General features: G+C 70.4%; 20 protein-coding genes and 1 pseudogene. 14 read left to right on the top strand and 7 right to left on the bottom strand.

Annotation, left to right across the window (positions count from 1 at the left end):
- The first annotated feature begins 70 nt into the window (after positions 1-70).
- The 4 genes from ABN273_RS12685 (at position 71) to ABN273_RS12670 (ending at position 6,710) form a co-directional block, all read left to right on the top strand.
- Entirely contained in the window at positions 71-1,984 is a 1,914-nt protein-coding gene (locus ABN273_RS12685; protein WP_349448922.1) for a DEAD/DEAH box helicase, read from the top strand.
- Positions 1,985-2,124: 140 nt separating this feature from the next.
- Positions 2,125-3,138: a LacI family DNA-binding transcriptional regulator gene (locus ABN273_RS12680; RefSeq protein WP_349448921.1), complete on the top strand. Its 1,014-nt coding sequence runs from the start codon at positions 2,125-2,127 to the stop codon at positions 3,136-3,138.
- An 87-nt stretch (positions 3,139-3,225) separates the two neighbouring features.
- A complete protein-coding gene (locus ABN273_RS12675; protein ID WP_349448920.1) occupies positions 3,226-5,718 on the top strand; it encodes a glycoside hydrolase family 2 protein in 2,493 nt (830 codons plus the stop codon).
- Complete coding sequence (locus ABN273_RS12670) at positions 5,715-6,710, top strand: glycoside hydrolase family 5 protein (protein ID WP_349448919.1); 996 nt, start codon at positions 5,715-5,717, stop codon at positions 6,708-6,710. Before ABN273_RS12675 ends, ABN273_RS12670 begins: the two co-directional genes overlap by 4 nt.
- On the opposite strand, the gene ABN273_RS12665 is transcribed toward ABN273_RS12670, so the two are convergent.
- From ABN273_RS12665 to ABN273_RS12650, 4 genes are all read right to left on the bottom strand, one after another.
- Positions 6,700-7,656: a carbohydrate ABC transporter permease gene (locus tag ABN273_RS12665; RefSeq protein ID WP_349448918.1), complete on the bottom strand. Its 957-nt coding sequence runs from the start codon at positions 7,654-7,656 to the stop codon at positions 6,700-6,702. The two genes, ABN273_RS12670 and ABN273_RS12665, sit on opposite strands and share 11 nt — an antisense overlap.
- Positions 7,656-8,567, bottom strand: coding sequence for a carbohydrate ABC transporter permease (locus tag ABN273_RS12660; protein WP_349448917.1), 912 nt, complete (start codon positions 8,565-8,567; stop codon positions 7,656-7,658). The genes ABN273_RS12665 and ABN273_RS12660 overlap by 1 nt, the downstream gene beginning before the upstream one ends.
- A 71-nt stretch (positions 8,568-8,638) precedes the next feature.
- The gene (locus tag ABN273_RS12655) at positions 8,639-9,895 is read right to left on the bottom strand and encodes an extracellular solute-binding protein (RefSeq protein ID WP_349448916.1); all 1,257 of its coding nucleotides are present in this window, start codon (positions 9,893-9,895) and stop codon (positions 8,639-8,641) included.
- 221 nt (positions 9,896-10,116) lie between these two features.
- On the bottom strand, positions 10,117-11,133 hold the full coding sequence (locus tag ABN273_RS12650; RefSeq protein WP_349448915.1) for a LacI family DNA-binding transcriptional regulator: 1,017 nt from the start codon (positions 11,131-11,133) through the stop codon (positions 10,117-10,119).
- Positions 11,134-11,261: 128 nt separating this feature from the next.
- Between ABN273_RS12650 and ABN273_RS12645 the strand changes: the two are divergent.
- From ABN273_RS12645 to hisG, 3 genes and pseudogenes are all read left to right on the top strand, one after another.
- A pseudogene (locus ABN273_RS12645) lies at positions 11,262-11,546 on the top strand (acetylxylan esterase); the annotation flags it as partial.
- A gap of 126 nt (positions 11,547-11,672) precedes the next feature.
- Positions 11,673-11,936: a phosphoribosyl-ATP diphosphatase gene (locus tag ABN273_RS12640; protein WP_020547470.1), complete on the top strand. Its 264-nt coding sequence runs from the start codon at positions 11,673-11,675 to the stop codon at positions 11,934-11,936.
- A 64-nt stretch (positions 11,937-12,000) separates the two neighbouring features.
- Positions 12,001-12,846 (top strand): ATP phosphoribosyltransferase, encoded by an 846-nt coding sequence (hisG, locus tag ABN273_RS12635; protein ID WP_349448914.1) that lies wholly within the window; start codon positions 12,001-12,003, stop codon positions 12,844-12,846.
- 42 nt (positions 12,847-12,888) lie between these two features.
- On the opposite strand, the gene ABN273_RS12630 is transcribed toward hisG, so the two are convergent.
- Positions 12,889-14,181, bottom strand: a complete 1,293-nt coding sequence (locus tag ABN273_RS12630; protein WP_349448913.1) for an aminotransferase class V-fold PLP-dependent enzyme — start codon at positions 14,179-14,181, stop codon at positions 12,889-12,891.
- Between the two features lie 83 nt (positions 14,182-14,264).
- Entirely contained in the window at positions 14,265-15,170 is a 906-nt protein-coding gene (locus ABN273_RS12625) for a LysR family transcriptional regulator (RefSeq protein ID WP_349448912.1), read from the bottom strand.
- 166 nt (positions 15,171-15,336) lie between these two features.
- Between ABN273_RS12625 and ABN273_RS12620 the strand changes: the two genes are divergently transcribed.
- Positions 15,337-16,620, top strand: a complete 1,284-nt coding sequence (locus tag ABN273_RS12620) for an MFS transporter (RefSeq protein WP_349448911.1) — start codon at positions 15,337-15,339, stop codon at positions 16,618-16,620.
- Positions 16,621-16,727: 107 nt separating this feature from the next.
- Here the strand turns inward: ABN273_RS12620 and ABN273_RS12615 are convergent, their stop codons facing one another.
- Positions 16,728-17,753, bottom strand: a complete 1,026-nt coding sequence (locus tag ABN273_RS12615; protein ID WP_349448910.1) for an EAL domain-containing protein — start codon at positions 17,751-17,753, stop codon at positions 16,728-16,730.
- A 118-nt stretch (positions 17,754-17,871) separates the two neighbouring features.
- Between ABN273_RS12615 and ABN273_RS12610 the strand changes: the two genes are divergently transcribed.
- From ABN273_RS12610 to ABN273_RS12585, 6 genes are all read left to right on the top strand, one after another.
- Positions 17,872-18,546: an acVLRF1 family peptidyl-tRNA hydrolase gene (locus ABN273_RS12610; protein WP_349448909.1), complete on the top strand. Its 675-nt coding sequence runs from the start codon at positions 17,872-17,874 to the stop codon at positions 18,544-18,546.
- A gap of 201 nt (positions 18,547-18,747) precedes the next feature.
- Positions 18,748-19,359: a Uma2 family endonuclease gene (locus ABN273_RS12605; RefSeq protein WP_349449008.1), complete on the top strand. Its 612-nt coding sequence runs from the start codon at positions 18,748-18,750 to the stop codon at positions 19,357-19,359.
- A 273-nt stretch (positions 19,360-19,632) separates the two neighbouring features.
- On the top strand, positions 19,633-20,652 hold the full coding sequence (locus tag ABN273_RS12600) for a LacI family DNA-binding transcriptional regulator (protein ID WP_349448908.1): 1,020 nt from the start codon (positions 19,633-19,635) through the stop codon (positions 20,650-20,652).
- Positions 20,653-20,769: 117 nt separating this feature from the next.
- Positions 20,770-21,426, top strand: coding sequence for a DUF1961 family protein (locus tag ABN273_RS12595; protein WP_349448907.1), 657 nt, complete (start codon positions 20,770-20,772; stop codon positions 21,424-21,426).
- A 138-nt stretch (positions 21,427-21,564) separates the two neighbouring features.
- Positions 21,565-22,179 (top strand): YesL family protein, encoded by a 615-nt coding sequence (locus tag ABN273_RS12590; protein ID WP_349448906.1) that lies wholly within the window; start codon positions 21,565-21,567, stop codon positions 22,177-22,179.
- A 116-nt stretch (positions 22,180-22,295) separates the two neighbouring features.
- On the top strand, positions 22,296-23,729 hold the full coding sequence (locus ABN273_RS12585; protein ID WP_349448905.1) for an extracellular solute-binding protein: 1,434 nt from the start codon (positions 22,296-22,298) through the stop codon (positions 23,727-23,729).
- Positions 23,730-23,766 lie beyond the last annotated feature (37 nt).

The raw sequence follows: 23,766 nt of genomic DNA, 5'->3' as shown, positions 1-23,766 counted from the left end.
GTCCTTTCGCAGAAGTGACGCGCCACTTCCACGGAAAGGCACGACTTTCGTGACCATGCTTGACTCTGTCATGCCCGCATTCGATGAGACCGCCCCTGGCGCGGTGGACTCCACCGCTGAGGGCTCCGGCTCGCGCGGCGAGGCCGCTCCCGAGCGGGGCCCGTCCGAGTTCGAGCTGCTCGGCCTGCCCAAGCCGCTCGTCACCGGGCTGGCCAAGCAGGGCATCGACAGCCCGTTCCCCATTCAGAGCGCGACCATTCCCGACGTGCTCGCCGGCAACGACGTGCTCGGCCGCGGCCAGACCGGCTCCGGCAAGACGCTCGCGTTCGGCCTGCCCACCATGGCCCGCATCGCGGGCGTGAGGCCGGCCCCCGGCCGCCCTCGCGCGATGATCCTGGTGCCCACCCGCGAGCTCGCCCTCCAGGTGCACGACGCACTGGAGCCGCTCGGCCGCGGTCTGGGGCTGCGCATGAAGGTCGTCGTGGGCGGCATGTCCATGGGCAAGCAGATCGAGGCGCTGCGGCGCGGTGTCGACATCGTCATCGCCACCCCCGGCCGTCTGGGTGACCTGATCCGGCAGGGCGAGTGCTCGCTCGGCGACGTCGAGGTCAGCGTCCTGGACGAGGCCGACCACATGTGCGACCTCGGCTTCTTCCCCGTCGTCACCGACCTGCTCGCGCAGACCCCGGCCGACGGGCAGCGGCTGCTGTTCTCGGCCACGCTCGACGGCGACGTCGACAAGCTGGTGCAGCGGTTCCTCAAGGACTCGATCACCCACTCCGTGGCGCCCGCGACCTCGCCGGTCGACACCATGGAGCACCACGTGATGCAGGTCACGCGTGACGAGAAGTTCGACGTCGTGGCCGAGATCGCCAACCGCGAGGGCCGTACGATCATCTTCGTCCGCACCCAGCACGGCGTGGACCGGCTGTGCAAGCAGCTGGCCAGGGTCGGCGTCAAGGCGGGCGGCCTGCACGGCGGCAAGCGCCAGAACCAGCGCACCCGCATCCTCGCCGAGTTCCGCGAGGGCGCCATCAACGTGCTCGTCTGCACCGACGTCGCGGCGCGCGGCATCCACGTCGACAACATCAGCCTGGTGCTGCACGTCGACCCGCCGCAGGACCACAAGAGCTACCTGCACCGGGGCGGCCGTACGGCCCGCGCCGGGGAGAAGGGCACCGTGGTCACGCTGGTGCTGCCCAGCGAGCGCCGCTCCACCGACGCGCTCACCCGGCGCGCCGGGATCCACCCGTTCCGCCTGAAGGCCACGCCCGGTCACCCGCGGGTGGCCGAGGTCACCGGCGCCCGCACGCCGAGCGGCGAGGCCATCCCGGTCTGGGAGCCGGACGTCCGCAAGCCGCTCCGCCCGCGCCGCGAGGGCGGTCACGGCGAGCGCCGCGGCGGCCGCCGCCCGCGCCGCGACTTCGACGGTGAGCGCCGTCCTCGGCGTCACGAGGATGGAGAGCGCGCGTTCGGGTCCGGTGAGGACCGTCGTCCGCGCCGTCACGAGGACGGTGACCGGCCGTTCGGCTCCGGCGACGACCGGCGCCCGCGCAGGGAGTTCGACGGCGAGCGCCGTCCTCGGCGTCACGAGGATGGAGAGCGCGCGTTCGGCTCCGGCGACGACCGGCGCCCCCGGCGGCGCGCCGACGGCGACCGGCCGTTCGGGCGCTCGCAGGAGCCGCGTAGCTTCGGGGACGACCGGCGCCGCGACGGGCGTTCGAGCGGCGGGTACCGCTCCGACGACCGGCCGTTCCGCCAGGACGACCGCGGCCAGCGCGGCGGTTTCCGCTCGGACGACCGCGGCGGGCGTTACGCCTCCGACCGCGGCCGCCCGTTCTCTGCCGACCGCGCGTCGGCGGGGGAGCGCGGCTACCGCTCCGACGGCCCGCGTGACGGCTACCGCTCCGGCGGCGGCCGTTCGGACGAGCGCGGCAACGGCGGCGGCTACCGCCGCAACTCGGGCCGCCGCTTCGACCGCTGACCCGAGGTTCGACCGGACGACGCCCGGCTGATCGTGCACCCGCCCGCCGCCTCCCCGTAGGGGGATGCGGCGGGCGGTGTCGTTTGTCGTAGAGTCTCGCTGGCGGCAGACATGAACCGGTAAACGTCAAGGGACGGCCGATGAAGCGACCCACGATCGACGACATCGCACGCAGGGCCGGCGTCTCGAAAGGGGCGGTGTCGTTCGCGCTGAACGGCCGTCCCGGCGTCTCCAGCGAGACGCGCCGCCGCATCCAGGCCATCGCCGCCGAGCTGGGCTGGCAGCCCAACAGCCTGGCGCGGGCCCTGTTCGACGGCCGGCCGGACGTGCTGGGCCTGGTGGTGGACCGGCCGGCGCGCACGCTGGGGCTGGAGCCGTTCTTCATGCAGCTGATCTCCGGCATCGAGGCCACGCTGTCGGCGGCGTCCGTGGGGCTGCTGCTGCAGATGACCGAGGACCACGAGGCCGAGATCGCGATCTACCGGAAATGGTGGGCGCAGCACCGGGTGGCCGGGGTGTTCGTCGTGGACCTGCGGACCGAGGACGCCAGGATCGACGTGCTGGAGGAGCTGCGGCTGCCCGCCCTGGTCATCGGCGGCCCGGAGCGGACGGGGCGGCTGCCCGCCGTCTGGATCGACGACGGCGGCGCGCTCACCGCGGTGGTCGAGCACCTGGCCGGGCTGGGGCACCGCAGGATCGCCAGGGTCGCGGGGCCTGAGGAGCTCATGCACACCGGCGTCAGGACCGCCGCCATGCGGGAGACGGCCGCCAGGCTGGGCGTGGAGAGCAGCACCGTGTACGCCGACTACAGCGGCGAGAGCGGCGAGCGGGCCACGCTCGACCTGCTGCGCAGGCCCGAGCGGCCGACCGCCATCGTCTACGACAACGACGTGATGGCCGTCGCGGGCACCGCCGCCGCCCGCGAGGCGGGGATCTCGGTGCCGGGCGAGCTGTCCGTCGTGGCCTGGGACGACTCCGCCCTGTGCCTGCTGGCCCGGCCGCACCTGACGGCGGTCAGCAGGGACATCGCCGCCTACGGCGCCCAGGCCGCCCGGTCCCTGCTCGACCTGGTCCAGGGCCGCGAGGTGGCCGACACCGAACAGGGCAACCCGCGCCTGGTCTCCAGAGGCAGCACCGCCCCGCCCGCTCTTTGACCGAGCAGAAACCTCAGCGATCGGCATTGCAACTAAACGGGTTTAGTGATGCGATGTCAATCTCCGCCGCTCGAGCCCGGAGGGTTGATGACCCTGTTCCGCCCCCTGCATGAAGCCTGGACCGTCCGCTCGGCGGGCGGTGACATCCAGGCCCCGGCCACCGTCCCGGGTTGCGTGCACACCGACCTGCTCGCCGCGGGTTTGATCCCCGATCCCTACCTCGACGACAACGAGGTCCGCCTGGCCTGGATCGGGCGTACCGAATGGCGTTACGAGACGGAGTTCACCTGGGACGGCACCGAGCACGAGCGCACCGACCTGGTGTGCGAGGGGCTCGACACCGTGGCCGTCATCGAGCTCAACGGCGTCCGGGTGGGCGAGACCGCGAACATGCATCGCTCCTACCGGTTCGACGTGCGCCACGCGCTGCGGATCGGCGGCAACCGGCTGACGGTCACGTTCGGGTCGGCGATGGAGTACGCCGAGCGGCTGAAGGAGGAGCTCGGCGACCGGCCGGGCGCCTACACCCAGCCCTACCAGTTCATCAGGAAGATGGCCTGCAACTTCGGCTGGGACTGGGGGCCGACCCTGGTCACGGCCGGCATCTGGCGGCCGATCGGGCTGCACGAGTGGAGCGGGGCCAGGATCGCGGAGGTGCGGCCGCTCGTCACCCTCGGCGACGGGGCGGCCAGGGTGGACGTCCACGTCCAGGTGGAGAAGGCGGGAGCCGTCGAGGTGACCGCGGCGATCAAGGGCGTGTCGGGGCGCGCCGTGATCCCCGAGGGCCGGAGCGAGGCCGTGATCACGCTGGAGGTGCCCGACCCGGAGCTGTGGTGGCCGAGAGGGTACGGCGCGCAGCCGCTCCACGAGCTCGAGGTGACGGCGGGCGAGGACGTGTGGCGCCGGGAGATCGGGCTCCGCGAGGTGAGCCTGCGTACCGAGGGCGGGGCGTTCACGCTGGCCGTCAACGGTGTCGACGTGTTCGTCAGAGGGGTCAACTGGATCCCCGACGACTGCTTCCCCACCAGGATCGACCGCGACCGCTACGCCGCCAGGCTCACCCAGGCCTGCGAGGCGAACACCAACCTGGTCCGGGTCTGGGGCGGGGGCCTGTACGAGAGCGAGCACTTCTACGACCTGTGCGACCGCCTCGGTCTGCTGGTCTGGCAGGACTTCCCGTTCGCCTGCGCCGCCTACCCCGAGGAGGAGCCGATCAGGACCGAGGTCGAGGCGGAGGCGCGCGAGCAGGTCGCCAGGCTGAGCCGGCACCCGAGCCTGGTCCTGTGGTGCGGCAACAACGAGAACCTCGAGGGCTACGCCGACTGGGGCTGGCAGGAGCCGCTCCAGGGACGCAGCTGGGGCGGGCACTTCTACCTGGAGCTGCTGCCGGGCATCGTGGCCGAGCTGGACCCGACGCGCCCGTACTGGCCGGGCAGCCCCTACTCGGGCTCCACGGACCTGCCGCCCAACGACCCGGGCCACGGCACCATGCACATCTGGGACGTGTGGAACCAGCGTGACTACACCGTCTACCGCGACTACCGGCCCCGCATGGCCGCCGAGTACGGCTTCCAGGCCCCTGCCGCGTACGCCACGATCCGCAGGGCGATCAGCGACGACCCGCTGCTGCCCGACTCCCGCGGCCTGCTGCACCACCAGAAGGCCATCGACGGCAACCTCAAGCTGGCCGCCGGGCTCAAGCCGCACTTCCCCGTCCCCGAGACCTTCGACGACTGGCACTACCTCACCCAGGTCAACCAGGCACGCGCCATCCAGCTGGGGGTGGAGCACTTCAGGTCGCTCTGGCCGCACTGCGCGGGCAGCGTGGTGTGGCAGCTCAACGACTGCTGGCCGGTCACCTCGTGGTCGGCGGTGGACGGGGACGGCCGCAAGAAGCCGCTGTTCCACGCGCTGCGCCGGGCCTACGCCGACCGGCTGCTGACCGTGCAGCCGCGCGACGGCGGCCTGGCGCTGGTCGCCGTCAACGACACCGGGCGGCCGTGGCGGGCGACGGCCGAGGCCGTACGGCACGACTTCGACGGCACCCCGCTCGCGGCGCAGGCCCTCGAGCTGGACGTGCCGCCGCGCGCGGCCGTCACCGTGCCGCTGGTCGCGTCCGTCGCCGAGCCGGGCGACCCGGCGACCGAGCTCATCGCCGTCGACGTCACCGAGCACCACGGCGCCTTGAGCGCTGACGGGCCGGGCGATGCCGGGGCACGGGCGGGCGGGCCGGCTGACGGGCCGGGCGGCGCCGGGGGACCGGCGGGCGGGCCGCCGGTGGGCCGGGCGCTGTGGTTCTTCGCGCCCGACCGCGACCTGCGCCTGCCCGAGCCACGCTACGACGCCGCGGCCGAGCCGGCCCCTGACGGGCTCCGGCTGACGGTCACCGCCCGCACGCTCCTGCGCGACCTGGCCGTCTTCCCCGACCGGCTCGACCCTGACGCCGAGGTCGACGACCAGCTCGTCACGCTGCTGCCCGGCGAGCGGGCCGAGTTCCTGATCAGTACGGCGGGCCTGGACGAGCGTGCCCTGGTCCGTGCACCTGTGCTTCGTTCTGTGAATGAGGTGGTGACGAGATGAGGCGTTACGGGTTCAACCTGCAGTGGATGTTCTGGAAAGACCCGGGCGTGAAGCCGGCGTCGGCGGATGAGCGGGTGCTGGACGCGATCGCCTCGTGGGGCTTCGACTTCGTCCGCATGCCGTGCGACTACCGTTTCTGGACCGACGGGCTCGACTACGCCAACCCGGATGAGCGGGTGCTCGAGGTGCTCGACACCTACCTCGACGCCTGCCGCGAGCGCGGACTGCACCTCTCGCTCAACCTCCACCGCGCCCCCGGCTACGTGATCACCGGCTGGGAGAGCGAGCACCACAACCTCTGGGCCGACCGGGAGGCGCAGGACGGCTTCAGCGCCATCTGGACCGGCTTCGCCCGCCGATACCGGGGCGTGCTCGGCGACGAGCTCTCCTTCGACCTCGTCAACGAGCCACCGTCCGTGGGGCAGCGGGGGTTCACCAGGGCGGCGCACGAGGCCGTGATCCGCCGCGTGGTGGCGGAGGTCAGGCAGGCCGACCCGGACCGGCCGATCGTGATCGACGGGCTGGGCGGCGGCCACCTGGCCATGCCGGAGCTGGCCGACCTCGGCGTGATCCACAGCACCCGCGGCTACCAGCCGATGAGCGTCAGCCACTACCGGGCCGAGTGGTGGGACGGCTCACAGGGCCTGGCCGAGCCCGCCTACCCGTGCGACTACGAGGAACGGCACTGGGACAGGGCCGGGCTGCGTGACTTCTACACCCCGTGGCGGGCGGTGGCCGCTGAGGGCGTGCCCGTCCACGTGGGCGAGTTCGGCTGCTACGACCACACGCCGAACGACGTCGCGCTGCGCTGGCTGTCCGACGTGCTCGGCGTGTTCGCCTCGTTCGGCTGGGGCTACGCGTTGTGGGAGTTCCAAGGGCCGTTCGGAGTGATCGGGCACCGGCGGCCCGGGGCGCGCTTCGAGCAGCTCGACGGGTTCCTGGTGGACAGAGACCTCCTGGAGCTGCTCCAAGCGCACCGGGTCAGCCCTTGAGGCCGCTGAGCGCGATGCCGCGGGTGAAGTACTTCTGGAAGATCAGGAAGAAGGCGATCGTCGGAACCGAGGCGATCAGTCCGCCCGCCATGATCGCGCCTTGGTGGTCGGGCCCGCCGAAGTAGGAGTTGAGCCTGGCCAGCGCGACGGGGATGTTCGCCATCTCGTCGCTCTGCACGATGATGAGCGGCCAGAGGAAGTTGTTCCACTCCGCGAGCACGATGAAGATCGACATCGCGGCGAGCGCGGGCCGCAGCAGCGGCAGCACGATCTTCCACCAGATCCGCCACTCGCCTGCGCCGTCCACCCTGGCGGCCTGGATCAGCTCGTTCGGTATCGACTGCAGGAACTGCACCAGGAAGAACAGCACGAACGCCTTGGCCAGTGCCGGGATGATGTAGGCGGCGTAGCTGTCCAGCCAGCCCAGGTTCCGCATGATCACGTAGTTGGGGATCAGCGTGGTCTGCCAGGGCACCATCATCGAGGCGATGATCATCAGAAAGATGGTCCGGCGGCCCTTGATGTCGTGCTTGGCGATCACGTACGCGGCCAGCGAGCAGATCAGCAGCGACGCGACGGTGATGGTGGTGGTGATGACGATGCTGTTGAGCAGGAACCGCCAGAACCCGAGGTCCACCTGGTAACGCTGGAAGATGCCCTGCAGGTGGCCGGGGTTGATCCCCTTGGGGGTCCAGTCGGGGTCGTAGAAGTTGTCGAACGTGGGGGACTGCGGCACGAACGACGGCGGCGTCCTGGCCAGCTCCCTCGGCGGCTTGAACACCGTGATGACCAGCCAGTAGAACGGCACGATCATCGTCAGCGACAGCAGGTAGAACGGCAGGCGCAGCAGATGCCCGTTGATCCGGGAGCGCCGGCTGCCGCCGGTCTCCGCGCTGTGCCCGGACTGCTGGACCGGGGCGATCGTGTCCATCGGGGCGACGGCCATCACAGCTCCTTCGTGGCGCGGCCCAGGCGCAGGTTGACGAGACTGAGCGCGAAGATGATCAGGAAGAGCACCCAGGCGATCGCCGAGGCGTAGCCCAGCCTGAAGTGGGTGAATCCCTGGTCGTAGAGGTAGGGGACGATCATGAGGCCCGAGTCGAGCACGCCGCCGATGGTGTTGGCGCCCTGCTGGAAGACGATGTAGACGGCCTCGAACACCTGGAAGGCGCCGATCAGGCCGGTCACCACCACGTACGTGGTGACGGGGCGCAGCAGCGGCAGCGTGATGTGGCGGAACTGCCGCCAGGTGGACGCGCCGTCGATCTTGGCGGCCTCGTAGTACTCCTGGGGGATCGCGCCGAGCCCGGCCACGTACAGCACCATGCCGTAGCCCATGCCGCCCCACACCGACATCAGCACCAGGATCGGGATCGTCAGGCCCGGTGTGGCCAGCCAGGCGACGGCGTCGCCGCCGAACCAGGCCACGATCGTGTTGGCCAGGCCCACGTCGCTGGGGAACAGGACCCACTTCCACATCAGCATGAGCGCGATGGAGGAGGTCACCGAGGGGAGGAAGAACACAGTACGCATGATCCGGTGCGGCCAGCTGGTGCCGTTGAACGCCAGGGCGAGGCCCAGCGACAGCAGCGTGCCGAGCACGACCGACCCCACCACGTACAGGGCGGTGTTGCCCAGCGCGTGGCGGAACCTGGCGTCCTCCGCCAGCTGCCGGAAGTTGTCCAGACCGGTGAACGCCGCGGGATTGATCCCGTCGAACTTGGTGAAGCTCAGGTAGAGCGAGTTGGCCAGCGGCCAGAGCAGGAACCCCGCGAACAGCGCGAGAAAGGGCAGCAGCATCGCGTACGAGGTGCCGTAGCGGCGCAGCCTGCTGCGCAGGGGGATGGGGGAGGCCATGTCAGACTCCTGGGTCGGACTCCTGGGATCGGAGTGCCGGGACCGGCAGCCGCGCCGGTCCCGGCGGGCGGCTATCCGGCGTTGCGCTCCATGACCTTGGCGGCTTCCGCCAGCGCGGTCTTGGCGTCTGACTTGCCCAGGATGGCCGACTGGAGCTGCTTGGCCACGTCCGGCGCGCTCTCGTCCCAGCCGGGGCAGCCCGGCGCGGCCTTGCCGGTCTTGATCGAGGCCTCGAACACCTTCGCCTGCTCGGGCGCGAACACCGAGCCGTCCACGATCTTGTCGGGACGCGGCGGGATGTAGGAGATGTTCCGCTTCCTGGCCTCGTCCGCGATCGCGGTGACGGCCTCGTCGCTGTACATGAAGTTGACGAAGTCGGCACCGGTCTGGACGTACTTGCTGAAGGAGGTCACGCCGATCGCCCGGCCGCCGATGAACGCGGTCGGCCCGGAGGGGCCCGCGGGGATCGTGGTCATCGCCCACTTGTCCTTCAGCTTCGGCTTGTTGACGTCGATGCCCTTGGCGATCCAGTTGCCCGCCACCACCATCGCGGTGCCGGTGTCCAGCGCGTCGGAGCCCTCCACGGTGGCGGTGGGCGCGCCGTGCTTGCGGTAGAGGTCCACCCAGTACTTCAGCGCCTGCTCGGCCTGCGGGGTGTTGAGCGAGGGCTTGCAGTCGGGTGTGTAGAACGAGCCGCCCGCCTGGTAGAGGTAGTTGAAGTAGCCGATCCAGTCCAGGTTGCCCCAGTCCTGGCTGTAGGGCTTCTTCACGCCGGCCGCCTTGAGCTTGTCGATGGCCGCGGTCAGCTCGTCCCAGGTCTTGGGTGGCTCGACCTTGGCCTTCTCCAGCAGGTCGGTGCGGTAGTAGAGGGCGAGGGTCGACATGTCCAGCGGCACGCCGTACACCGAGCCGTCGGGGGAGACGGCCGACTCCCACTGCGCGGGCAGCGCCTGCGCCTTGAGCGCGTCGACGCCGTGTTTGCGCAGATCCACCATGGCGCCCCTGGCGCCGAACTGGATGGTCCAGGTCATGCCGCCGGAGATGATGTCGGGTCCGCTGCGGCTGGTGGCCGCCGCCAGCAGCTTGGCGTACGCATCGCTCCACGACAGGGTCTGCACCTTGATCGTCACGTTCGGGTGCTTCTGGTGATAGAGGTCGGCCGCCTTCTGGAAGGTGGCGGTCTCGTCATCTCCGCCCGTGGACCAGAAGGACAGGGTCGCGGGGGCGTTCTGGTCGGCCTGCTTGGTCTGGGTCTGGCCGCTCGTGGCGCAGGCCGCGCTCAGGACCGTCAGCAGGACCGTGCTGCACGCTGCCATCGTTCGTCGCATGGGGGCTATCCGATCTATCGGTCGGATGGGCGCCGGAGCTCCCCGTCGGCGGGGCGTGCGGATGTGCGAGGGCATCCCCACGACCGGTGCCCAATTTCTATGGGTGTAGGGATCTCACCACTTAAACGGATAAGTTACAATAGCCAGTCTCTGAGGTTGCTGAAATGTTTCCCCTCGCAGCGCCGCTGACCTGTGGCTACATGGCCTGTGAAACGGTTCGGTCACGGCCGTGCGGGAGCGGTGCTGCCCCGGGGCAGCAGGCGCGCCGGCGGCCCCTCCAGGCTCCCCGGCTCCCCGCTTCCGATCAGCTGGAGCAGGGTCCGCGCGGCGTGCGCGCCGGAGGCGGGGATGTCCCGGGTCACCGCCGTGAGCGCCGGCCGCACCACCTGGGAGAGCGGGGAGTCGTCCCAGCCCACGATCGACAGCTCGGCGGGGACGTCGAGGCGCATCTCCTGGGCGACCGACAGCCCGGCCACCGCCATGATGTCGTTGTCGTAGACGATCGCGCTGGGCCTGGAGCGGGAGCTGAGCAGCCGCCGGGTCGCCCGGGCACCTTGCTCGCCCGTGTAGTCGGTGTGGGCGACCGGATGCTCGCTCACGCCCAGCTCGGCGCAGATCTCCGAGAACGCCTCGTCCCTGATCCTGGTGTGCAGCAGCGCCGGCAGCCCGGCCACCCTGGCGATGTGCCGGTGGCCGAGCGCCGCGAGATACTCGATCACCTCGCGCAACACGGCCACCTCGTCCGACCACACCGCGGGCAGCGAGCCCGCGCCCGACGGGTGCCCGGTCACCACCGCCGGCATGCCGAGCCGCTCGACCACCGGCACCCGGGGATCGTCGGCGTGCAGGTCGACCAGGATCGCGCCGTCCACCCTGCCCTCGCCCCACCAGCGCCGGTAGATCGCGATCTCGGCCTCGTGGTCGGGCACCACCTGCAGCATCAGCGCGCACGAGCTGGCCGCCAGCTCGCCCTCGATGCCGCTGATCAGCTCCATGAAGAACGGCTCCACGCCGAGGAACCGGGCGGGGCGGCACAGGACGAGGCCGATGGCGTCGACCCTGGCGCCGCTGAGCGAGCGCGCGGCCAGGTTGGGGCGCCAGCCGATCTCCTGGGCGATCGCCTGGATGCGCGCCCTGGTCTCCGCGGAGACGCCGGGCTGGCCGTTCAGGGCGTAGGAGACGGCACCTTTGGACACGCCGGCCCGCCTGGCGATGTCGGCGATCGTTGGCCTCTTCACCCCGTACTCCTCTCGCGAACTGACTGAACCGTATCAGCGATATTGTCCGCCGCCCTGCCGTCTTTCGTCTCCGAGAAGTGCTTCCGGGCCACGCGAGGCGGTGACCAGGAAGGACGTGCCAGGCTTCCATGAAGCGGTTCAGTAATCAAGAGGGACGGCCATTGCCACTGGACGGGTTTGGTGCTGGCATGTCAGCCGATCCCCGCTCGAGGCCGGATGAGCACCTCGTCCGATATGTCCTATGGAGTCCCGCGCTCGCGCAGCTGCGCGAGTACCTCCCCGAGCCCGCCGACTTCGCCGCCTTCTGGGACCGAACGCTCGCCGAGGCCCGCACCACCACGCCGGCGCTGTTCTCGGTCGGGCTGCAGGACGGGATCACGCCGCCGTCCACGGTGTCCGCCGCCTACAACCACTACGCAGGTGAGGGCGCTCGGATGAGTGAGAGGGTGACGCCGTCTCGTGTGGCGGACGGAAGGCGGCGTCACCCCGTCGCGCAGACTAGGCTTATCAAGCACGTCAGCCGAACGACGAGAGAGACCATGAAGACCTTCGAAGAGCTGTTCGCCGAGCTGTCAGAGAAGGCCAGGACCCGGCCCGCGGGCTCGGGCACCGTGGCCGCGCTCGACGCCGGTGTCCATGCCATCGGCAAGAAGGTCGTCGAGGAGGCCGCCGAGAGCTGGATGGCCGCCGAGCACGAGTCGGACGACAGGGCAGCCGAGGAGATCTCGCAGCTCCTCTATCACGTGCAGGTGCTCATGATCGCCAAGGGCATCGGCCTCGACCAGGTCTACAAGCATCTCTAGGGCGCCCGGCGCCCGCCACCAAGCCCCTGGAGAAGCAACAGCGAGACAATTCGAGGACCTGAACATGCTGCGTCTGGCAGTACCCAACAAGGGCGCGCTCAGCGAAGCCGCTCAAAACATGCTCAAAGAGGCCGGCTACCGGTCACGCAGGGACAGCAAGGAGCTCGTCGTCGTCGACGAGGCCAACGGCTGCGAGCTGTTCTTCCTGCGCCCCCGCGACATCGCCGTCTACGTCGGCGAAGGCACGCTCGACGTCGGCATCACCGGCAGGGACATGCTGGTCGACTCCGGCGCCCCGGTCGAGGAGATCATGCCGCTCGGCTTCGGCGGCTCCACCTTCCGCCTGGCCGCCATGGCGGGCACGATGAGCTCGGTCGAAGACCTCAACGGCCGCCGCATCGCCACCTCCTACGCCGGCCTGCTCGACAAATACCTCTCCGACGCCGGCGTCGACGCCCGCGTGATCAAGCTGGACGGCGCCGTCGAGACCGCTATCCGGCTCGGCGTGGCCGACGCGGTGGCCGACGTCGTGGAGACCGGCACCACGCTGCGCAACGTCGGTCTCGAGGTGTTCGGCGAGCCGATCATGCGCTCCGAGGCCGTGCTGATCAAGCAGCAGAGCTCGCCCGACACACCCGGCGTCGAGCAGCTCGTCCGCCGCTTCCAGGGAGTCGTGCACGCCCGCGACTTCGTCATGATGGACTACGACATCCGCGCCGAGCGCATCGAGGAGGCCATCGCGCTCACGCCCGGCATGGAGGGCCCCACGGTTTCGCCGCTGCACCGCGAGGGCTGGGTCGCCGTGCGCGCCATGGTCCGCCGCCACGGCCACCAGCGGGTGATGGACCAGCTGTGGGACATCGGCGCACGGGCCATCCTGGTCACCGACATCTACGCCTGCCGTCTCTGAGCCTGCCCCGGCGCCGGGCTGGAGTGTCCGGCGCCGTTCGGCTCAGCTCAGCCCGGCCACGGCCTCGACCGCATGGTCCACCTGCTCGGGGCTGGTCACGATACTCGTGCCGAACCGCAGCAGCGACGGGTTGTACGGCGTCGCGCTCGCGATCACCTTGCTCGCGCGCAGCCGCTCCACGGCCTCGAACGGTTGCATGCCCGCGACGGCGCAGCACACGATGCCCGCCGACAGCTCAGGCGCCATGGGGGTGGCCAGCGTGACGTGCGGGAGCTCGCTCAGGCCGGCCTTCAGCCGGGTGGCCAGCTCCTGCGTGCGCCGCTGCACGCGGTCCTTGCCGATCGCCGTCATGAACGCGAACGCCTCCGGCATCGCCCACCGGTGCTCGAACGCCTTGAACCCGCCCGGCGTGACCAGCTCGGCCGTGCTCGGCCCCGGGGACCCTCCGTGCAGCCAGGCCTGGAACGCCGCCCTGCTGAAGCTGGCGATGATCGGGGCCACCGGTTCCCAGGTCCTGCCCCACACGATGCCGGTGCCGCGCGGCCCGAACAGCCATTTGTGCGTGCCGCTGGCCAGGAAGTCGCAGCCCAGGTCGGCGATCCCGTCGGCCAGCGCGCCGAACCCGTGCACGCCGTCCACGCACAGCAGCGCCCGGTCGTGTTCGTCGCGGCCCTCGTTCACCTCGGCGATCATGTCGGCGATGGCGCGGACGGGCACGCGGACGCCGGTGCTCGAATGCACCCAGGTGATCGCGACCACCCTGGTACGCGGGCCGAGGCCGGCCTTGAGCGCCTGCACCATCCGGTCCTCGGCGGCGCGGGCCGGGTCGTCGTACAGGCGGACCCTGCGGACCTCCGCGCCCGTGCGCCCGGCCAGCAGGCGCAGGCCCTCGTGGGTGGCGAGGTGGTCGTGCTCGGTGGTCAGCACGTCCTGGTGCGGGCGCAGCCTGATGCCGGAGTAGACCAGGGCGAGGCCCATGGTGGTGCTGTCGGTCAGCGCGATCTCCTGGGCCCGGGCGCCCAGGTAGCGGGCCGCGGCCTCGCGTATCGCCTGGTCGGGGGCCTGCGGGCCGGGCGGGGTGTACTCGGGGTCGGCGTTCAGGGCGTCGCGGTACTTCGCGATCGCCTCGCGGACCGGGGCCGGGGCAGGGGCCAGGATGAACGCGGCGAACTGCCCGTACGCGGGGTCCAGCTGGAACTGGGCCCGCACGGACGCCCAGTCCTGGGAGTCGAACCCGGGCCCCTTCCCAGTCTGGCCCGATGACGTGGTGGCGCATCCGGCGCTCACCCCGGCCAGCATTCCCGCCCCCAGGAATGCCCTCCTGTTCAGACGCATGCCTCATTCCTATCCCGGCGACGCGCCGCCGCCCAGGAACCACGCGAGCCGCACCGTCCCCGCGCCGCCCCGGCTGACGTCGCTCAGTCCTGGCCGCCGAGGATCTCGCGCACCAGCTCCCGCAGCCACACATGCGCGGGGTCCATGTCGTATCGGGGATGCCACGCCTGCGACAGCCTCATCTCCGGCAACGGGAAGGGGATCGGGAACGTCACCAGCCCCAGCGCCTCCACCAGCGGCCTGGTCAGCCGCTCCGGCGTCGTTCCCACCAGATCGGACTGTCGCACCACCATCAGCGAGGCCTCGAACGTCGGCACCGAGCCCGCGACGCGGCGCGTCATCCCCATGCCGGCCAGGACCTCGTCCACGGGTCCTTGCGCGCGGCCCCGCCGGGTGGCGATCACGTGCTCGGCCGCCGCCAGCCGCTCCGCCGTGATCGGGCCGTCGAGCAGCGGGTGCCCGGGACGTACGACGCCCACTGCCCGGTCCACCATGATGGGCTCGACGCGCGTCTCCGGCGCCGGGTCCGAGATCACGGTCACCTCCAGATCCGCGCTCCCGTCACGCAGCGCCCGCGCGTCGCCGTACCCCTCGGGGATGAAATGGAATCGCACGCCGGGAGCCGACGCGGCCGCCTCCGTCAGCAGCGCCACGCTCATGGCAGTGATCACCGCGTCCGAGGCCAGGATGGTGAACCGCCGCACCAGCGTGGCCGGGTCCAGCCGGCCAGGGGGCGTGAACACCTTTCTGGCCGCCTCGATCAGCGCCCGGACCTCCCCCCGCACAGCCAGCGCCCGCGGCGTCGGCACCATCTGCCGCCCCGAGCGCACCAGCACGGGATCCCCCATCGCCTTGCGGATGCGGCCGAGCGTGCGGCTCATGGCGGGCTCCGACAGGTGCAGCCGCTGCGCGGCCGCCGAGACGCTGCACTCCTCCAGCAGCACGTCCAGGGCAATCAGCAGGTCCAGGCTCGGTTGCGTCTGACGCATATATCACCTGTCAAAGATGCATTTGAGGTAAGGCCAGCGCCGAGTCTACGGTGAACCCGCGGGAGGCCTCCGCTCACTCATCACCCATCTCCACAACCGGGGGTTTCGCATGCCCGCAACGATGCTGGAAACCGGACATCCGGCCCGAACGCGGATCATGGCCGCGATGGCCTCATCCGTGATACTCGCGGTCGCCTTAGTCGCCGCCGTCAACCTCGCCATCCCCACGCTCGCCGCGAGCGAGCTGCGCCCATCGCCGTCGCAGATCCTCTGGATCGTCGACGCGTACGTCATCGTCTTCGCCTGTCTGCTCATTCCTGCCGGAGCGGCCGGGGACCGGTTCGGCCGCAAGGGGGTGCTGCTTTCGGGCATGGGCGTGTTCGCCGCCGGCTGCCTGGTGGCCGCGCTCGCGCCGGACGTCGCCACGCTGATCGCCGCCAGGGCGGTGAGCGGCGCGGGAGCGGCCATGGCTATGCCCGCCTCCCTGGCCCTGACGGTGGGCGCCTACCCGGCCGCCGAACGCGGGCACGCCGTCGCCGCGTGGACCGCCGCCACCGGCGCCGCCGGGGTCGTCGGCAATGTGGGCGGGGGTGTGGTCATGGAGTACCTGCCATGGCGGGCCCTGTTCGGCGTGCCGGTGCTGCTGGCCGGCGTGCTGGCCGTGCTGATCGCCGTGGTCGTGCCGCGGGTGCCCCGCCTGGCGGCCACCCCGCTCGACCTGCCGGGGACGGCGCTGCTCACGGCCGCGTCCGTGGCGCTGCTTGGCGGGCTCATCGAAGGGCCCGAGGCCGGATGGGGCAGCGGGCTCGTGCTGTCGGCGTTCGGCGTGGCGGCCGTGCTGTTCTGCGTTTTCGCCGGGCACCAGCTTCGCGCGCGGCGGCCGCTGCTCGACCCCCGGCTGTTCGCGCTGCCGCGTCTGCGGGCAGGGACGCTGGGCGTGGCGGTGACGTTCTTCGGGTTGTTCGCGATGTTCTTCGTCAACGCCCGCTACCTGCAGGCGGTCAAGGGTTTCTCGCCGCTGGTCACAGGCCTGGCGATCCTGCCGCTCACCATCCCCATGATCGTCCTGTCGCGGCTCTCGGGCCGCCTGCCCGCCCGGAGCGCTGTCCCGGCCGGCCTGGCGGGGATCGTGGCGGGGCTGGTGCTGCTGTCGTTCGCCGACGCGGCCATGCCCTACCCGGCGTACGCCGCCGGACTGTTGATCATGGGGGCGGCGATGGGAGTCTGCCTGCCGGTGTTGTCGCACGAGATCATGGCCGCGCTGCCGCGCGAGCGGGCCGGGCTCGGCTCCGGGCTCAACAGCGCCACCCGTGAGCTCGGCAGCGCGGTCGGGGTCGCCGTCATGGGGACGGTGATGACCACGTACGGGATGAGCGTCGGATACCGCGTCGTGGCGGCCGTGGTCCTGGCGGGCGGCGTGCTCGTCACGTGGTGGCGCAGGCGGGCCTGAGTCCCGGCGGTCCGCTCTGACCGGGTGCCGCGCCGCTCTGGGCCTGCGTCGCTCCGAGTCTGCGCCGGTCTGAGCCCGTGCCGCTCTGAGCCCGCGCCGCCGGCCAGTCATCGGCCGCTGATCGAGGTCACCTGCCTGATCAGGTCCGAGACGCGGACGATGCCGAGGCAGCGGTTCATCTCGTCGGTGACCACCAGGTCGTCGTAGACGCGGGCCCTGTCCCGGCCCGCGGCCTGCATGGCCGCTATCGCCGGGGTCGTCCGCGGCACCGTGCGGGGCGGGTCGGCCAGCCGCCGCGCCGGTTTCTGGCCGTGCAGGGCGTGCCCGTAGCGGGCCGCGATCGACAGCAGGAAGCGGCTCCTGTCCAGGCTGGCCTCGGGCCGCTGGAACTCGTCCACCAGGATCACGCTGGTGATCGTCGGTTCCTGCCCGAACGCCTTCACCGCGTCCTCCGCCTTGGCCTCCGCGGGCAGCGTCACCGCTGGGATGAGCAGCTCCTGGACGCGCGGGCCCAGCATGACCGCGGCCGGCTCGTCGGTGACGGGCAGCGGCACCCGTACCTTGCCGTCAGGCCCGGGGGCGAGCAGCGGGCCGTGCGCGAGGCGTACCCCGATGCCGCGGGCCACCGCAAGCTGCGGCTCGCGTTCGACGCCTGGCGCGAGCACGTGGGCGCCGATGCCGCGGGCCAGCGCGACCACCGCCCGCGCCACCGCCGACGCGCGGTGGTCGCCCGGGATGCGCGCGACCAGCTCGGGGTCGAGGGCCAGCAGGTACGGGCTCGCCTCCGTGGCCAGGTCGAGTGGCGCGCCGACCGTCCCGACGTCGGCGAAGCCGAGCAGGTAGCCGATCGTGCGCAGGCCGTCGAGCCCGACCTTCAGGAGCGGGCGGTCCTGCTTCTGGCACGCTCCAGTGAGCAGCAGGATGGCCTCGCGCGGATGCCTGCCCGCCCTTCTGAGGGCTTCGTGCAGCGGCGCCAGCGCGCCCGCGCCCGCCAGGACGACCCCGACGGGCAGCTCCAGCACCATGGGCAGAGGGGCCGCCCTGAGCGTGCCCGTGGAGTCGACGACGGCCGGGTGGGCGATGACCGCCCCGGTGTCGAGATCCACCAAGGGGCTTGTGAGCAGGGAGGACACGTACAGATGCTGCTGCAACGGCGAGTGGCGCAGAAGTCCCGCGAGCCAAAATTAACCGACATTTCGCTTTGACTCCGCGGGCGCTGTGAGGCGATGGTGTTCGGTTAACCTTCGGGGCATGAGTGCGCGTCCGGCCAGGGGCGGCGGCCGGTGGGTGACGGTGCCGCCGGAGCGCCTGCATCCGTGGATCGACGGGTTCGCGGGCCGTCACGGGCCCTTCTCGGCTTCCGGGGATGACCGGGTCGTGCGGCTCGTGGCCGCCGACGGGGCGCTGGCCGAGCTGCACGTGCCGTTCCCGCCAATGGTGCCGCCCGGGCCGCCGCACGTCACCCGGCTCGTCGCCCACGCCCAGGCGGAGCGGCGGGTGGGGGTGTTCCTGGTGCGGCTCGGGGGCTACGCGGCCGGGGTCTTCTCCGGGGCTTCGCTGGTGGCGTCCAAGGTGGGATCGCGGCTGGTGCAGGGGCGTACGGCGGCGGGCGGGTGGTCGCAGCAGCGCTTCGCCCGGCGCCGGCGCAACCAGGCGGTCCAGGCGTACGACGACGCGGTGGAGACGGCCGTGCGGGTGCTGACGCCGTACCTGGGGGAGCTGGAGGGGGTGGTGCTGGGCGGGGACCGCCGCACCGTGGACGCCCTGCGCGCCGACCGGCGTCTGGCGCCCCTGCTCGCCCTGGAGGCCGAGCCGTTCCTGGTGGTGCCGGACCCGAGGCTGGCCGTGCTCCGCGACACCCCGGCCAACTTCCGCGCGGTCCGTGTCCGCGTGGTGGATCCCCCGGACGTCAGCCCTCCGGGATGAGCTCAAGGTCCTTGAACACGGCCGTCCGGTGGGCGGCGCAGCCGGCGGGCGAGGGCGCGCCCTGGGGTGACGGTCACTTGGGTCTGGCAGGAGCGGCAACAAGGGTTCCGTTGCGACATCGGGCAGCCGTACCTATCGGCTGTCCGGCCTTTCGACCATGCGATACTCTACGTGTCTGTACGAACACGTAGGGAGCCCATCATGGTCATGGCATCACGCAGGCGCCCTTGCAGGCTCACGCCCGAGACCGACACCGCACGGCTACCCGCCACAGTCCGCGAGCTGTTCGACGCGCTGCCGCCTCTTCCCGGCCTCCGCACCGAAGTCATCGATGGGAGATTGATCGTGAGTCCCGTCGGCACCCCCGAGCACGCGAGAATCGCGATGCTGATCTACCGTGCGTTGCTTCCTCTGCTCGTTCAACGCGGCTGGGACGGCTTCGCGGGCAATGTGGATGTCTGCATCGATGGACCGCGGACCCCGGTCGAGCCCGATTTCGTGGTCGCCCCGCCCGACTGCCGCCGCTGGGGCGACCGGGAGTTGCTGTCTTCGGGTCTGCTCATGGTGGCCGAGGTGGTCTCGCCGAGCAGCGCCGAAGACGATCGGGTGAAGAAGCCTCCCATGTACGCCGCAGGCGGGGTTCCAGTCATGCTTCTGGTGGACCCGGTCGCCATACCGCCCACCGTCACTGTGCTCAGCGATGCCAAAGAAGGCGAATACCAGACCGTCACCCGTGTCGCCATGGGATCCACGATGCACATCCCTGACCCGATCGGCTTCGATCTCGACACCGCTGTCTTCTCCGGGCTCTAAGACCCGTCGGAGTCACGACCTCGCACCCTATAGAGGGTGAACGTACCGATCTGGCACTTCGCCGCCTGTGGCGGCGAACCCCGCGAAATACCTGACCCTGATGCTCCACGTATGCAGTTCAACGCCACAGCTTCGCCCTCGTGACCGGTTTGCGGTTGAGACGATTCAAAAGAATCTTGAATGCCGCTATGATGCCAGAGTTCACGATGGGCCGCGCCCAGCGGTCCACCAGCGATTTCTGCACCCAAGAGCAGCACGGCCTCGTGAGGATCGATGGCGACAAGGAACATCAAGGAGGTCGCGCAGCTGGCGCGCGTCTCTGTGGGCACGGTGAGCAATGTGCTCAACCGCCCGGAGATCGTGTCCCCTGCCACACGCGAACGCGTCTTCGAAGCGATCAAGAAACTCGGCTTCGTCCGCAATGAGGTGGCCCGCCACCTGCGGGTGGGCCGCAGCCGCACGGTCGGCCTCGTCGTGCTCGACGTCTCCAACCCGTTCTTCGTGGACGTGGCCCAGGGCGCCGAGTCGGTGGCCGACGACCACGACTCGATGGTGGTGCTCTGCAACAGCGCCGGCGACCCCGGCCGCGAGCGCCGCCACCTCGACCAGCTCGAACAGCAGCGGGTCATGGGCATACTGATCACCCCCGTCGAGATGGAGAGCCCCTGGCTGGAGGAGCTGGCCGGCCGCGGCACGCCCGTGGTGCTGGTCGACAGCCCGGCGACCGGCCTTCAGTGCTCGGTGGCGGTCGACGACCGGCTCGGCGGACAGATCGCCGGCGCCCACCTGATCGAGCGGGGGCACCGGCGGATCCTGTTCGTCGGGGGACCGCCGTCCATAAGACAGGTGGCGGACCGGCACGCGGGCGTCAGCAGCGCCGTCGCGGCCGCCGACGGCACCGTCGAGCTGCTCACCTCCACGTCCCCGACGTTGACCGTCGCGGAGGGACGGGCCGTCGGCGAGCGCGTGGCCGCCCTGCCCCCCGAGGAACGGCCCACCGCGGCGTTCTGCGCCAACGACATGATGGCGCTGGGCTTCTTACAGGCGATGGCCACGCACGGGCTGCGCGTGCCCGAGGACCTGGCCATCATCGGGTACGACGACATCGACTTCGCCGCGGCGGCCGCGGTGCCGCTGTCCTCCATCCGGCAGCCGCGCGAGCTGCTCGGACGTACGGCCATCGACCTGCTGCTCGAGGAGGTCGCGGACCCCGAGCAGCACCGCCACCGGCAGGTCATCTTCCAGCCGGACCTGGTGATCCGCGAGTCCAGCGCGCTGCGCCGCGACGCCTGACCCCCGGCGCTGTCACCCATGAACCGTTTCATTCGGGGCCGCCGCCTGCCCTGAAACACCCTGCGCATGAGCGCGAGACACGTGCGCCGCACAGGGCGAACCCCTGAAGGAGCCCCCTTGACAGAGCTCTACCGCAACCCTCTGGCCACCCCCGCTGACCTGGAAGGCTTCCGCATGGAGGGGGACGGCGCCACGTCCTTCCCCCAGGGACGCATGCGCCTGGAGAGCCTCAGGCCGCCCTCAGACGGCCAGGCGGCCAATCTGGTCCTCTGGTGCCCCGAGGAGTTCCCCGCCGACGTGCGGATCGAATGGGACTTCTGGCCCATAAGAGAGCCGGGCCTGGCCATCATGTTCTTCCACGCCAGGGGCAGGAACGGCGAGGACCTGTTCGACCCCGCCCTGGCGGCGCGCACCGGCCCCTACGACCAGTACCACCACGGCGACATCGACGCCTACCACGTCTCCTATTTCCGCCGCATGTGGGCCTCGGAACGCTCGTTGCACACCTGCAACCTGCGCAAGAGCCACGGCTTCCACCTGGTCGCGCAGGGCCCTGACCCGCTGCCGGCGGTGCTCGACGCAGAGGGCCCGTACGCGATGCGCCTCGAGGTCGAGGCCGGGACGATCACGTTCTCGGTCAACGATTTGGTCTCGTTCCGGTGGGCCGACGACGGCTCGATCGGCGGTCCCGCCCTGGCAGGAGGCAAGATCGGCTTTCGGCAGATGGCGCCGCTGATCGGAGAGTACGCAAATCTCCGGGTCTCTCGTCATTGACTTTGAGTCGATTCAACACTAATTTCGCACCAACCCGCCGTTCACTGGCTTGTAACTAGGCAGGAACCACGGTGCAACAACCCACCCCCGTATCCGTGCACATGCCACGAGAGGTGGTGCCGGATGAATCATCCCGCCATGTCGATCAGGATCCAAGCTGCCTGCTCAGAGCTCATCTGGGCGGTCCGCCTGAACCTGATGTGGCTCGTCTTCACGCTCGCTGGAGGCGTGGTTCTCGGGCTCGGGCCCGCTACCGTGGCCGCTTACACGCTGGCTCGGCGGCATGTGCGCAATGAAACGTTTCATGCCTGGGCCGAATTCTGGACCGTCTACCGACGGGAGTTCGTCCGGGCCTCGCTGCTGGTCCTGCCGGCGGCGGCACTTGCCACCGTCCTGTTCGGCAACTATCTGTACCTCTCCGCACTCGGGCCCAGCATGGGAGCGTTGCGGATCGCGACCTTCGTGGCGCTCCTCGCACTGGCCGGTGTGGGGGCGTACGTAGGGCCGCTCTACGCGCACTACGACCTGCCGCTACGGGCCTACTGGCCCAAGGCGGCGCAGCTAGCGCTCATGCGTCCGGCCTCGTCCGTGCTGTTGCTGCTAGCACTCCTAGCCATCGCCTACGCGACCTCGGCGGCGCCCATCCTCGCCCCGTTGATCAGCTTCGGCGCGTGGACCTACCTCAATACGTGGCTCTGCCAGCGCTTCTTCGCGGAGAACGAGGCGCAATTGCATTCGAAAGGGAACTCATGAGCGCATCCCGTCGCCGGCGGCTCATTGCCGGGGTGTTAACGCTAACGGCTGCACTCACCGCCTCGGCCTGCTCAGGCGGTGACGCGCCCGCCACCGATCCGAACACGGTGACCATCATGACCAAGCTGTTCGGCGCAGCGCCCGACCCGAAGGGCGAGATGCAGCAGGCGGTCGAGAAGTTCCTCGGCAAGAAGCTCCAGATCACCTGGGTTCCCAACGCCGAGTACGCCGAGAAGGTCAACGTCACGCTGGCTTCGGGCAACGTGCCGCAGCTCATGGTCGTGGACCCGCACGGCCCGGCGTTCGTCAAGGCCGCGCAGGCCGGGGCGTTCTGGGACCTGACCGGCAAGCTGGACAAGTATCCGAACCTGAAGCCGACGGACGAGCGCCGCGTGCTCAACGCCTCCATCAACGGCAAGGCCTTCGCCATCCCCCGGATGCGGCCCATGCTGCGTTCGGCGGTCATGCTCCGCAAGGACTGGCTGGAGAAGCTCGACCTGAAGCAGCCCGAGACCGTCGACGACCTCTACAACATCGCCAAGGCGTTCACCGAGAAGGACCCCGACGGCAACGGCAAGAAGGACACCTACGGCCTGATCATCCCGAAGTGGCCGGGCAAGTACGCCAGCTCCAGCCCTTATGACGTGCTGGAGACCTGGTTCGGCGCCCCGAACGAGTGGGGCGAGCGCAACGGCAAGCTGGTCCCCGGCTTCGACACCCCCGAGTTCCTCGAGGCCAACAAGTTCCTGAAGAAGATGATCGACGAGGGCCTGGTCAACCCGGACTTCGCCAGCTACGACACGGCCAAGTGGGACGATCCGTTCTTCCAGGGCAAGGGCGGCATCATCATCGACGTGAACGTCCGCGCCCGGGCGCTGCTCGACAAGTTCAGGGACGACGGCGACAAGAACTACGGTGACAAGGTCGCCATGGTCGGCAACCTCAAGCGCTCCGACGGCAAGAAGTTCTCCATGCCGTTCACCGGCTACAACGACGCCATCGCGATCTCCAAGCAGAACGTGCGGACCGAGCAGGATCTCGACAACATCCTGAAGGTCCTGGACAAGCTGGGGTCGAAGGAGGGCCAGGTCCTGGTCCAGAACGGCATCGAGGGACGCAACTTCAAGGCCGAGGGCGACACCGCCGCGCTGATCAACGAGACCGACCCCGCGGTCCGGGCCGTCCAGGACAACGTCGACCAGGCCTTCACCCAGCTCGGCTTCCAGGGCGACACGACGTACGGCGGCCTCGCCTACGCGCGCACGCCGTCCGGCCAGCCGTACAAGGACATCATCAAGCTGGGCTTGGACCTGATGAACGAGGACCTCAAGACGGCCGTGTTCAACCCGGCGCTGCCTGTGGTCTCACCCACAAAGGTCGCCAAGGGCGCGCAGCTCGACGACATCATCCCCGACGCCCGGATCAAGTACCTGTCGGGTGAGATGACGGAAGAGCAGCTGAAGGGCGAGATCAAGCGCTGGTACGACGCCGGCGGCACGCAGGTCGCCACCGAGATCAACGACCTGGTCGCCAAGCTCGGCACCAACTGACCCGCCCGGGGGGCCCGGGCCGCCGTGCCCGGGCCCC

The organism is Nonomuraea sp. B19D2, from assembly GCF_040137845.1.
Classification (GTDB): Bacteria; Actinomycetota; Actinomycetes; order Streptosporangiales; family Streptosporangiaceae; genus Nonomuraea.
Note: the sequence above shows the minus strand (reverse complement) of the source record. Positions and strands in the feature narration are given on the sequence as shown.